This is a genomic window from Arthrobacter sp. BK1 (assembly GCF_056680055.1).
This window is the reverse complement of the sequence record NZ_CM155263.1, coordinates 1025219-1037220: the sequence shown is the minus strand read 5'-3', so window position 1 is coordinate 1037220 and position 12002 is coordinate 1025219. Positions and strand designations below refer to the sequence as shown.

The following is a 12002-nucleotide window of genomic DNA, read 5'->3' as shown; positions in this document are numbered from 1 at the left end:
ACCTGCACAGCAAAAGGCGCCGCTTCCCTTTCGGGAAACGGCGCCTTTGCTGCTTGGTGCTCTGGTGGTCAGGCGCGGGTGCGGCTGCGTCCTGTCACTGCGCCGTAAACCAGCAGGACAATAACGGAGCCCAGAATGGCCAACAGCCATGTCCGGATATCGAAGAATTCAGCCAGGCCGCCGCCAAAGATCAGCGAGCCGATCCAGCCGCCCAGCAGGGCTCCTACGACGCCAAGTACCAGCGTCATGACCCAGCCGATGCCCTGCTTTCCGGGCAGGATGAGCTTGGCGATGGCTCCCGCAATCAAGCCCAAAATGAGAAATCCGATAATGCCCATGTTGCCACTTCCTTCTCAGTAAGTTGGTGCCAAACCCCCATGCCGACCCCCTCAGTTAATCAGCGTGCTTACCGTTCCGCAAGGTTTCAATTATCACGAGATGACCGCTATTTACTCCGGCCGTCAACAACCTTAACTGCTACTCCAGGCGGCGCTGCTTGGTCTCGGGGGAGAAGAAGGCCATCCACAGCACGGCGAGCAGGACCAGGCCCCCGGCCAGCGCGAAGGACGTGGCCAGGCCCAGCTCCGGCCAGAAGTAGTTCGCGAAGATGAGCGGGCCGAGGCCCGCGCCCAGCCGGGAGAACGTTGAAGCCCAGCCGAACCCCGTGCCGCGGAGTTCGGTGGGGTACAGCTCCGACACATAGGCATAAAGAACCGGGATGGCCACCTGCACCACAAACCCGAAGACCAGCAGCCAGAACACGGCAGCGGTGGGGATATCCACCACAAAGGCCACGATCACCAGGGTCAGTGCGGACAGCGGGCCCGTGATGGCCAGGATCCACTTGCGGCCGACCCGCTCCACGAGCAGCGCGGCCACGATGACGCCCAGCAGGCCGACGGCGGCCATGGACGCCGTCGTGAGGAACGCCTTGTACTCCGCGAAGCCGGCGCCGATCAGGATCCGGGGCATCCAGGTGAGGGACAGGTAGTAGACCAGTAGAATGCTGAAGAACAGGGCCCACGCAGTGGCGGTGATCTTCCAGTTGAACTGCCAGACCAGCTTGAGCTGATGCCACGCGCTGCCGGCCGAGAGCCGGGGGACTTCCTGCGCGTCCGGGAGGCTGTAGGCACGGGGCTCTGCGCCGGTAGCTGCCACCAGCTCATCGATGACCTTCGCCGCTTCCTCGCGCCTGCCCTTGCGGATCAGGAAGAGCGGCGATTCGGGGACGCTGCGCCGGACCCAGAAGACCAGGAGCGCGGGCAGGACCATCACCAGCATGGTCAGGCGCCAGTCGCCGAAAATGCCCACCAGGGCGGCGGAAACAAAACCGGCGAGGGCCGCGCCGATAGGCCACCAGCCATCCATGGCAGTCAGGACCCTGCCGCGCTGCTTCCGCGGCGTGAACTCACCCACCAGGGCGTAGTCCACGGGAATGCAGCCGCCCAGCCCGAAGCCGGCCATGAAGCGGAAAACGCAGAACCAGATGAAGTCGGGGGAGAAAGCGCCCAGCACGGTGAACAGGGAGAAGATCAGCAGGGTGGCCGTGAAGGCTTTCTTGCGCCCGATCGTGTCCGCGATGGTGCCCCATACGAAGGCGCCGAGGGCCATGCCGATCAGGTTGGCTGTGCCCACCCAGGCCACCTCGCCCGGAGCAAGCGCCCAGTGCGTGGAAAGCAGCGGAATCAGGATGCCGTTGAGCGTGACGTCCCAGGCGTCGAACATGAAGCCGAGGCCGCCGATCAGGAAGATCCTGCCCTGCACCTTCCACCGCCACGGCAGTTCCTGCACCACCTGTTCGCCACTGGGCACAGTCGTATAAGTATTCATCTCGGCCTCCTGCCTAAATCTTAGAGGCAACCAGGGGCGGAGCCGGCTCGCTGCTGCGACGCGATAAACTGGGCCGTATCCCCACCAACCGCGGCCATTGCCCGCGAGATAAGACGGAGACTTTTGTGAGCTTGCCGCAGCCTGACCGTGTATCCATCGACCGAGTCCCCATCCGCCGGGCACTGATTTCGGTTTACGACAAGACCGGTCTGGAGGAACTCGCCACGGGCCTGCACGCAGCGGGCGTGAAGATCGTCTCCACCGGCTCCACTGCCAAGAAGATCGCCGCGGCAGGCATTCCGGTCCAGGAAGTCGAAGAAGTCACCGGCTCCCCGGAAATGCTCGACGGCCGCGTCAAGACCCTGCACCCCCGCGTCCACGGCGGCATCCTCGCGGACCGCCGCGTCCCCGCTCACATGGAAACCCTCGCCGGCATGGAGATTGAAACCTTCGACCTCGTGGTAGTGAACCTGTACCCCTTCGTCGAGACGGTCAAGTCCGGCGCACCGCAGGACGACGTCGTGGAGCAGATCGACATCGGCGGCCCCGCCATGGTGCGTTCCGCCGCGAAGAACCACGCCGCCGTCGCCATTGTTGTTGACCCCGGCTTCTACGGTGACGTGGTCACCGCCGCCGCTGAAGGCGGCTTTGACCTGAAGACCCGGCGCAGGCTCGCCGCCAAGGCGTTCGCGCACACCGCGTCCTACGACAACGCCGTGGCCTCCTGGACTGCCAGCCAGTTCCTCGACGAAGACGGCGACGGCGTCATCGACTGGCCTGCCTACGCCGGCCTGTCGCTGGAGCGCTCCGAAGTCCTCCGCTACGGCGAAAACCCGCACCAGCAGGCAGCCCTCTACGTGGACAAGGCAGCCCCCGCCGGCATCGCCCAGGCGGACCAGCTGCACGGCAAGGCCATGAGCTACAACAACTTCGTCGACGCCGACGCAGCCCTCCGCGCCGCGTTCGACTTTGCCGAGCCGGCAGTCGCCATCATCAAGCACGCCAACCCCTGCGGTGTTGCCGTCGGTGCTGCCGACGCCGAGGACCCGATCGCGGATGCGCACTCCAAGGCCCACGCCTGCGACCCGGTCTCCGCGTTCGGCGGCGTCATCGCTGCGAACCGCACTGTCACCGCCGGGATGGCACGAACCGTTGCCGGCATCTTCACCGAAGTGGTCATCGCGCCGGCCTTCGACCCCGAAGCTGTGGAGATCCTGTCCCAGAAGAAGAACATCCGCCTCCTGACCCTTCCGGAAGGCTACGGCCGCTACCCGTCCGAGATCCGCCAGGTCTCCGGCGGCGTGCTGGTCCAGGTCGCAGACAAGGTGGACGCCGACGGCGACAACCCCGCCAACTGGACCCTTGCCGCCGGCGAAGCTGCTGACGCGAAGACCCTCGCGGACCTCGCCTTCGCCTGGACCGCCTGCCGCGCCGCCAAATCGAACGCCATCCTGATCGCTGCCGACGGCGCCGCCGTGGGCATTGGCATGGGCCAGGTCAACCGGCTGGATTCCTGCCGCCTCGCCGTGGAGCGGGCCAACAAGCTCGGCGTAACGGTGGAGTCCGACGTCGACGGTGCCGGCGGCGCCTCAAACGCCGACGCTTCGGGTGCTCCGGAACGTGCACGCGGGGCTGTTGCGGCTTCGGATGCGTTCTTCCCGTTCGCTGACGGCCTGCAGATCCTGATCGACGCCGGCGTCCGCGCCGTGGTCCAGCCCGGCGGTTCGGTCCGAGATGAGGAAGTCATCGCCGCGGCCAACGCGGCCGGCGTCACCATGTACTTCACCGGCGCCCGCCACTTCTTCCACTAACCAGGTAAAACAACGACGGCGCCTGTACCCGCTGAGGGGATAGGCGCCGTCGTTGTTTGCCTGCGTTTTCCTGCAACGCGGGGTCACTAAACACCCAATATCGAGGCTCGAGAGGGTCGAAAGTGACCCCGCGTTGCGGGTTACCGGGCTGTTTCGGCCTCGTCGTAAGCTGCCTTGATCTCGGAGCCCCAGTACGGGCCGTACATCACGGGGTGGGGGTTGTAGCCGTAGCTGTTGAGGGAGTTCTGCAGGCCGGTGGCGGTGTTGAACCATGGGCCGCCGGAGGAACCGCCGGTCATGTCACACGGGATGCCCTGGGTTTCGAACTGCGCGTTGTTCGTGTCGTTGGTGGCGGTCCCGGTGCAGCTCTTCAGCGATCCACCGTCGAAGGGGCGGTCGGCCGGGTAGCCGAAGGCCTGGTAGGTGAGGCCGCGGGGAGCATTGAACTCGACTCCTGACTCATTGACGGCATCAGCAAGGAGGGGAGCGCCGTCGAGCGGTTTGACCACGGCGAACCCGGTATCGAAGGCCATGTTCCCCGATTCTTTCCATCCGGCGGGGAGGTAGTAGGAATCACCGGTCCACGCGCCGTAGGGGGATTCGCCATTGTTGTAACCGGGCACAAAAATAAACCGGGTGGGCAGTTCTGCACCGCCGAAGAGGCAGTGCCCAGCCGTGGCCACGGTGCTCCCATTCTTGGACTTGACGGCGTTGCCGGAGCAGACGTAGTCCGCGCCGTCCAGGGTAAAGAAGACCTTGCCGATATGGTCCATTCCGCTCGCAGGCTGGGCGATGGTGGGTTTGCCCGCGGTGCCCTTGACTTTGGTGGCCTTGGCTTTTTCTGCTGCGACTGTGCTGGACCTGTTGCCGCGTTCCAGCGACTTATCTGCCAGCAGATCGCCCGGGAGCGCGGCGCGCATACGGTCAGCGGTCCAGTAGTCCGCGGCGCCGGTGCTGTCCACCTTGGCGCTGAAAACGGACGGTGTTGACTTGTCATCAGACGCAGCGGGGGCTGCTGCGGCGCCGCCGGTACCAACCAGTACCAGCACGGCCGCCGCGGAAAGGCTGAGGAAGCTGGCAGCCACAGACCGGTTGCGCGTCATTATTTTCCTGTCTAAAAATTGTCGGAGAGCTCCCAGTTGGCCCGCCGTTGAACCCATGTAACCTATCGAGAGCAGCCGGTTTTGTAAATAGAAGTGATGCCGTGGTGCTGGTCAAAATGGCTGGTGGAGGGTACTTTTTCCCTATCAATGAATCGTCCGATCTGGGCTCCGGACTTTATGTGAATTGGGGCCCTGCCGTGATTGCATTCTGGAAGTCCACCAAACGTTCTGCTTTGCACGGCCGGCACGTGGCCGCCGTCGATGAAGGGTCCCCGGACCCCGAAGCCTCCGCCGCTGCCTCCCAGCTGCGCGACGTCGACCCCGTCCACTCCTTCACCTCGACGCCGTTCACCTCTACAGAGGAACTGCGGCGCAGGGACTCAAAGTATGTCCAGCTGTGGCCCAGTGATATTCCCCACAAGCGCCGCTGAGTGAACCGTCCCCCCAAGCGGTAACGCAAGGCCCTCCCGGTGTACGGGTAGGGGTCAAAGCCGCGTCCTCGGGTAAGTTAATCCATGGTGAAATAGCCGGATTCTCAAAAAATCAGCCGACCTCCAGGGAGACGCCCGCGCATGTCCAAGATTATCTATACCCACACCGACGAAGCGCCGATGCTGGCTACTTATTCGTTCTTGCCGATCATCGAGGCATTTGCTTCGACCGCAGGTGTGGAGGTGGAGACCCGTGACATTTCGCTCGCAGGCCGCATCATCTCCGTGTTCGGTGACTACCTCACCCCGGAACAGCAGATCGGTGACGCCCTTGCTGAACTCGGTGAACTGGCAAAGAAGCCCGAAGCCAACATCATCAAGCTGCCCAACATCAGCGCTTCCATCCCGCAGCTGAAGGCCGCCATCGCCGAGCTTCAGGGCCAGGGCTACAACCTGCCCGATTACCCGGACAACCCTTCTTCGGATGAAGAGACCGCTGTCCGTTCCCGGTACGACAAGATCAAGGGCTCCGCCGTGAACCCGGTCCTGCGTGAAGGCAACTCCGACCGCCGCGCGCCGCTGTCCGTCAAGAACTACGCACGCCAGAACCCGCACTCCATGGGCGCCTGGTCCGCTGACTCCAAGACCAACGTTGCCACCATGACCGCCGACGACTTCCGCTCCAACGAGAAGTCCGTGGTCATCGAAGCCGACGGCACCATCGCCATCCAGCTGGTCCGCGAAGACGGTTCGGTGAAGGTCCTCAAGAAGCCGTTCCCCGTCCTCGCCGGTGAAGTCATTGACGGCACCGTGATGCGCGCCGCCGCCCTGGACGAGTTCCTCAAGGCCCAGGTTGCCCGTGCCAAGGAAGAAGGTGTGCTCTTCTCCGCACACCTGAAGGCCACCATGATGAAGGTCTCCGATCCCATCATCTTCGGCCACGTGGTGAAGGCCTACTTCGCCGAACTCTTTGAGACCTACGGCAAGCAGCTCGCCGCCGCCGGCATCAGCCCCAACAACGGCCTTGCCGCCATCCTCAGCAGCCTCGAGGACCTGCCGGAGGATGTCCGCGAAGGCGTCCAGGCGCTCATCAAGAAGGGCCTCGACGACGGCCCGGCCTTGGCCATGGTGGACTCCGACAAGGGCATCACCACCCTGAACGTCCCGTCCGACGTCATCGTTGACGCCTCCATGCCTGCCATGATCCGCAGCTCCGGCCACATGTGGGGCCCGGACGGCAAGGAAGCCGACACACTGGCAGTCCTCCCGGACAGCTCCTACGCCGGTATCTACCAGGTCGTTCTGGACGATTGCCGTGCCCACGGCGCCTTCGATCCCACCACCATGGGCACCGTGCCGAACGTTGGCCTGATGGCCCAGGCTGCCGAGGAGTACGGCAGCCATGACAAGACCTTCGAAATCCAGGAAGCCGGAACGGTCCAGATCGTTGACGGCTCCGGCAACGTCCTGGTCGAACACCAGGCTTCCGAAGGCGATATCTGGCGTGCCTGCCAGACCAAGGACCTGCCCATCCGCGACTGGGTCAAGCTGGCCGTCACCCGTGCCCGCGCCTCAAAGATGCCTGCCGTTTTCTGGCTCGACGAGACCCGCGCACACGACGCCAACCTCATCGCCAAGGTCCGCGAATACCTCAAAGAACACGACACCGAGGGCCTGCAGATCGAAATCATGTCCCCGGAGAAGGCAACAGCCTTCACTCTGGAGCGGATCCGCAAGGGCGAAGACACCATCTCGGTTTCGGGCAACGTGCTCCGCGACTACCTCACCGACCTTTTCCCCATCCTGGAACTTGGCACCAGCGCCAAGATGCTCTCGGTGGTTCCGCTGATGAACGGCGGCGGACTCTTCGAGACCGGCGCCGGCGGTTCCGCTCCGAAGCACGTCCAGCAGCTGCTCAACGAAAACCACCTGCGGTGGGACAGCCTGGGCGAGTTCCTCGCCCTGGCCGTGAGCTTCGAGCACCTGGCCACCACCACGAACAATGCACGTGCCCAGGTTCTGGCCGACACTCTGGACAAGGCAACGGGAACCTTCCTGTTGGAGAACAAGTCCCCGAGCCGCCGCGCCGGCGAACTGGACAACCGGGGAAGCCACTACTTCCTGGCCCGTTTCTGGGCCGAGGAGCTGGCCAAGCAGACCGAGGACGCAGATCTCGCTGCTTCGTTCGCGGCCATCGCCAAGGAGCTGTCCTCCAACGAGGAAACCATCGTGGGTGAACTGGCAGCGGTCCAGGGCTCCCCGGTGGACATCGGAGGATACTACAACCCCGATGACGCCAAGGCCTCAGCCGTCATGCGCCCGTCCGCCACGCTGAACAGGGTCATCGCCACCCTGGGCTAAGAGGCTCACCCAGCCTGACGAACACACAAATGCGGCGCCCCGGGAAACCGGGGCGCCGCATTTTTTGTTTTCGGCTGCCAAATCTCCTCGACTAAAGATGAACCCGGGTTGTGGCATCGGCCATCCTTGCCTAAAGTGCTAAGTACACTTAGCATCTCGGCATTCGCCGATGACTGCTGAGGTTGCCCATCCTGAGGAGAAGAATCCGTGCCTGAAGAAAGCAACATCCAGATCCCCGGTGTTCCCGCCAGCGAACCAGCCAGCCTCGACGAACCCACCACCCCGCGTGAGCCACTGCCGCCCAAGCCTGACCAGCAGGGCCCGGAGGCGGTCTCACCCACGGGAAGCCCCACCGGAGCCCCCGCGACGGCCCGCGCCCAGTCCGGACAGTACCTGACCACCGCGCAGGGTCTGCGCCTCGGCGATACAGACCATTCCCTGAAGGCCGGGTCCCGCGGACCCATCCTGCTGCAGGACCACCACCTCCGCGAAAAGATCACGCACTTTGACCACGAGCGGATCCCTGAGCGGGTGGTGCATGCCCGGGGCGCCGGTGCCCACGGGGTCTTCCGGTCCTACGGGACGGCAGCCAACATCACCCGCGCGGGCTTCCTGGCCAAGGATGTGGAAACACCGGTGTTCGTCCGGTTCTCGACCGTCCTGGGGTCGCGCGGATCCGCGGACACGGTCCGGGATACCCGGGGCTTCTCCACCAAGTTTTACACCGATGAAGGCACGTATGACCTGGTGGGCAACAACATCCCCGTCTTCTTTATCCAGGACGGCATCAAGTTCCCGGACATTATCCACGCCGGAAAACCCCACCCGGACCGGGAGATCCCCCAGGCCCAGAGCGCCCACGATACGTTCTGGGACTTCGTCTCCCTGCATACCGAGGCTCAGGCCCACACCATGTGGAACATGTCCGACCGCGGCATTCCGCGGTCCTTCCGCACCATGGAAGGCTTTGGCGTCCACACTTTCCGCTTCCTCAATGCCGAGGGAAAGACCACGCTGGTGAAGTTCCACTGGAAGCCCAAACAGGGCGTCCATTCGCTGGTCTGGGAAGAGGCCCAGATCATCAACGGCATGGACCCGGACTTCCACCGCCGGGACCTGGCCGATTCCATTGAAGCCGGCGCCTTCCCCGAATGGGAATTGGGCGTCCAGACGTTCCCCGACAACGAGGATCAGATGTTCGAGGGCATCGACCTGCTGGACCCCACCAAGTTCGTTCCCGAGGAACTGGCGCCGGTCCAGCCCATCGGCATCATGACCCTCAACGCGAACCCCACCAATTACTTCGCTGAAACGGAGCAGGTGGCGTTCCACCCAGGGCACCTCGTTCCCGGCATCGACGTCACCAACGACCCCCTGCTCCAGGTCCGGCTCTTTTCGTACCTGGACACTCAGATCTCCAGGCTGGGTGGGCCCAACTTCGCCCAGATCCCCATCAACCGCCCGCAGGCGCCGGTGAACGATATGCTGCGCGACGGCATGCACCAACAGGCAGTCCACGGCGGTGCAGCGCCCTACCACCCCAATTCCCTGGACGGCGGCTGCCCGTTCCTTGCAGGCCAGGATGTGGGAGCCTTCATCGACGTCCCCGAAGAGTTGGCAGCGTCGATCAAGGAACGCAAGCACCCCGCGTCTTTCAGCGACCACTACAGCCAGGTGCGCCTGTTCTTCCGCAGCCTTACCCCTTCGGAGCAGGACCACATCATCCAGGCCTACACCTTTGAACTGGGCAAGTGCTATGAGAAAGCCATCCGGGAACGGCAACTGCTGGCTTTGGCCAACGTGGACACGGACCTGTGCGCAGCGGTGGCGAAGGGCCTGGGCATGCCCGCACCGGCCGCCACCGAGGACGTTCCGGACTCCGAACCGAGCCCTGCCTTGTCCCAGTTGGGGAAGACCTGGCCTGTGGCGGGCAGGGTGGTGGGCATCGTGGCAGATGAGGGCAGCGACTTTGCTGCCGTCAACGCAGCACGCAAAGCCCTGGACGCCCAAGGCATCGTGCCTCTGGTCATCGCCCCGGCAGGCGGGTACCTGGGTGAGGAGGCCGACGGCGGCGTCCCCGTACAACGGACCTACCTCACCGCGAGGTCCACGGAATTTGATGCAATCATCGTTGCCGGTGCAGCCGCACCGGCTCCGGACGCCTCACCGGGCCGTGACGCGAAAGCCGGCGAGCCATGCGCTTCCGTAGCTGACCCCCGCGTGGTGCTCATGCTCTCTGAGGCGTTCCGGCATGCCAAGGCTCTCGGCGTGTGGGGGCAGGGTTCTGCGGCTCTGGACGCGGCGGGCATTCCTCCGGGCGCGGCCGGTATTGTCTCGGCAGACGGCCCGGAGGAACTGGTTGCCCAGCTCGCCAAGCTGCTGGCGAATCATCGCGTCTGGGAACGCTTTCCGGCCGAGGCATAGACCGAAAGCAGGCTGACTGGACCGGGAACTGACCGGGCTGACAGCAGGAGGGGAGCACCGCCGTCGTACGGTACGGCCGCTCCCTTCCCTGGCTCAGTCGTCTTTGCCCTTGCCTTTACCCTCGTTGCCCTTCGCGTTGTCCGCAGGGGCGGGGGCCGGGGCCGGCGGTGCGGCGCTTTCCTGGGCGGCCTTGGCAGCTGCGTCCGCGTCCGCCTTGGCTTTTTCCTCTGCGGCTTTTGCGTCCGCTGCGGCCTTCGCCGCCGCATCGGCGGCAGCGTTGAGATCCGCCCGGACGGCGGTGATAACGGTCATGATGGTCCGGCGGCGTTCCTCGGAAACCTGGCCGTTATCGGCCGCCGTCGAAAGCTCTGATTCCAGGCCGTCCAAGGCCGACAGCGCGGCGGCGTGGTCATTGGCCGCCGCGGCCTGGCTCACTCCGAGCACCCGCTCCTGAAGCTGCCTGGCAGCATCGCGCTGCAACCCCGTTTCTGCCGGACCGCAACTGGCGAGGGACGCCGCCAGCACCAGTGCGGCGGCACCCTGGATGAGGGCGCGCGCTATGGAACGCCGGCCGTTGGGCCTGAAAACTGTCACGGTTCAACGCTCTTCTGTAGTTCCTGGAGGTGGTCGCCCAAGGTGCCGCTGACCGTGGGGTAGGGCACGACGTCGGGGGTCACTTGCGGGGAGAGGCTCGCCGTAAGTATTGCTGCACCGGCGCCCAGGGCAAGGAAGATCAGGATTGCCACCAGCCAGAGCCGCCTGCGGCGTTTCACCCGCTGAAGCCACGTCTCCCCACCGGTTGATGAGTCGGTGGGACCGGTGACCCGATCCACGGTGCCGGGGTTTTCGTCGTCCAGGTCCGCCAGGGAAAGGCCGGGGGAGGGCAACTCTGAGGTGATGGTCGGCGGCCTGAACGGCATGGCCGGCAGCACCCGCGTGGGTTCCGGGGTGAGCTCGCCCGGCGTGGACACCGGCGAGACAAGGGCCTGACGCAGTACCGTCTCAACGTCTGCTGCTGACGGACGTTCCAACGGCTCGAGTGCCGTCATGGAGCGGATCAGGTCCGCCCACTCCGAGGGGAGATCCTCCGGAATCTCCGGCGCGCGGTGCAGCCTGGCGACGGCCGATTCCACCGCGCTGCCGGGGTATTCGATGGTCTGCTTGATGCATTCGAGGAGGACCAGCCCGAACGAATAGATGTCAGTGGCCGGCGTGAGCGGCGAGCCCATGGCCTGCTCCGGGCTGAGATAGGCCGCTGTCCCCACCATGGTGCCAGTGGCAGTCAGGCGTGTTCCGTCAACGATCCGCGCAATGCCAAAGTCAGTAAGTTTTGGCCGGATCGGCTCGCCCGGGCGGATCTGGACCAGCAGGATGTTGGCGGGCTTGATATCGCGGTGGATAACTCCGAGGCTGTGGACGTATGCGAGGGCGTCAGCGATCCCGGCGCCGATAACTGCGAGTTCGTCCAGCGGGACAGGACTGTGCCTGATGCGGCTCCGGAGGTCCTGCCCCTCCACCAGTTCCATGGTGAGGAAGGGGCGGGGCTCATCCGGGATCCGGGTGTCGATGCCGGCGTCGAAGAGCGTCACCAGGCTGGGATGGTTCAGGGTGGCCAGCAGCTGGATCTCTGCTTCCTGGCGCTTAAGTTCACCCGCATCCGGTGCCTGGGGAGCGAAGAGCTTCAGCGCCACATCCCGGCCCAGATTCTCGTCCCGCGCACAATAGACCGATGACATCCCGCCGCGACCGATGACCTCACCGAGCCTGTAACGTCCGCCTATCACTTCATTCTTGATGGAGCTGGGCGATTCCGCCACCATGACCGTTCCTCCCGGTGCGCTGCGGCACTTTTACACCCCAAATTATACGGGCGGGTAGGTTCCTCTGCTGACCTCCCGCTGGAGGTAAGGTACCCAAATTTCGGCCAGCCAACGGAGCCCCGGTGGTCCGGTCGAAGCCGCCGGGGCACGCCGACGGCCCGGCTGAGAAGTCTTCAGGACCTGCTCAGCCGGACCATCTGCAACAAGGTGAGTGCTGTTGGT

At 64.6% G+C, this 12002-nt stretch carries 9 protein-coding genes; 4 read left to right on the top strand and 5 right to left on the bottom strand.

What is annotated here, in order from left to right; genetic code table 11:
• Positions 1 to 68: 68 nt before the first annotated feature.
• Positions 69 to 338 (bottom strand): GlsB/YeaQ/YmgE family stress response membrane protein, encoded by a 270-nt coding sequence (locus tag AC1MCA_RS04585; RefSeq protein ID WP_108600136.1) that lies wholly within the window; start codon positions 336 to 338, stop codon positions 69 to 71.
• 139 nt (positions 339 to 477) lie between these two features.
• Positions 478 to 1830, bottom strand: coding sequence for an MFS transporter (locus AC1MCA_RS04580; protein ID WP_108600137.1), 1353 nt, complete (start codon positions 1828 to 1830; stop codon positions 478 to 480).
• 125 nt (positions 1831 to 1955) lie between these two features.
• Here AC1MCA_RS04580 and purH point away from each other — a divergent pair, with 125 nt between their 5' ends.
• Positions 1956 to 3641 carry a bifunctional phosphoribosylaminoimidazolecarboxamide formyltransferase/IMP cyclohydrolase gene (gene purH, locus AC1MCA_RS04575; protein ID WP_479801508.1) on the top strand — a complete coding sequence of 562 codons (1686 nt, stop codon included), beginning with the start codon at positions 1956 to 1958 and terminating at the stop codon, positions 3639 to 3641.
• 140 nt (positions 3642 to 3781) lie between these two features.
• On the opposite strand, the gene AC1MCA_RS04570 is transcribed toward purH, so the two are convergent.
• The gene (locus AC1MCA_RS04570; protein WP_479801507.1) at positions 3782 to 4744 is read right to left on the bottom strand and encodes a trypsin-like serine peptidase; all 963 of its coding nucleotides are present in this window, start codon (positions 4742 to 4744) and stop codon (positions 3782 to 3784) included.
• Positions 4745 to 4941: 197 nt separating this feature from the next.
• Here AC1MCA_RS04570 and AC1MCA_RS04565 point away from each other — a divergent pair, with 197 nt between their 5' ends.
• The 3 genes from AC1MCA_RS04565 to AC1MCA_RS04555 all read left to right on the top strand — a co-directional run bounded on the left by AC1MCA_RS04565 (position 4942) and on the right by AC1MCA_RS04555 (position 9960).
• On the top strand, positions 4942 to 5175 hold the full coding sequence (locus tag AC1MCA_RS04565; protein ID WP_479801506.1) for a hypothetical protein: 234 nt from the start codon (positions 4942 to 4944) through the stop codon (positions 5173 to 5175).
• A 141-nt stretch (positions 5176 to 5316) separates the two neighbouring features.
• Complete coding sequence (locus AC1MCA_RS04560) at positions 5317 to 7536, top strand: NADP-dependent isocitrate dehydrogenase (protein WP_479801505.1); 2220 nt, start codon at positions 5317 to 5319, stop codon at positions 7534 to 7536.
• Positions 7537 to 7743: 207 nt separating this feature from the next.
• Entirely contained in the window at positions 7744 to 9960 is a 2217-nt protein-coding gene (locus AC1MCA_RS04555) for a catalase (RefSeq protein ID WP_479801504.1), read from the top strand.
• Between the two features lie 93 nt (positions 9961 to 10053).
• On the opposite strand, the gene AC1MCA_RS04550 is transcribed toward AC1MCA_RS04555, so the two are convergent.
• Both AC1MCA_RS04550 and AC1MCA_RS04545 read right to left on the bottom strand, forming a co-directional pair.
• A complete protein-coding gene (locus tag AC1MCA_RS04550; RefSeq protein ID WP_479801503.1) occupies positions 10054 to 10554 on the bottom strand; it encodes a hypothetical protein in 501 nt (166 codons plus the stop codon).
• Entirely contained in the window at positions 10551 to 11780 is a 1230-nt protein-coding gene (locus tag AC1MCA_RS04545) for a serine/threonine-protein kinase (protein ID WP_479801502.1), read from the bottom strand. Before AC1MCA_RS04545 ends, AC1MCA_RS04550 begins: the two co-directional genes overlap by 4 nt.
• Between the last annotated feature and the right edge of the window lie 222 nt (positions 11781 to 12002).

Coding starts and splice junctions, on each gene's coding strand:
- AC1MCA_RS04545 (WP_479801502.1), bottom strand. CDS start 11,780: ATGGTGGCGGAATCGCCCAGCTCCATCAAGAATGAAGTGATAGGCGGA.
- AC1MCA_RS04585 (WP_108600136.1), bottom strand. CDS start 338: ATGGGCATTATCGGATTTCTCATTTTGGGCTTGATTGCGGGAGCCATC.
- AC1MCA_RS04560 (WP_479801505.1), top strand. CDS start 5,317: ATGTCCAAGATTATCTATACCCACACCGACGAAGCGCCGATGCTGGCT.
- AC1MCA_RS04570 (WP_479801507.1), bottom strand. CDS start 4,744: ATGACGCGCAACCGGTCTGTGGCTGCCAGCTTCCTCAGCCTTTCCGCG.
- AC1MCA_RS04580 (WP_108600137.1), bottom strand. CDS start 1,830: ATGAATACTTATACGACTGTGCCCAGTGGCGAACAGGTGGTGCAGGAA.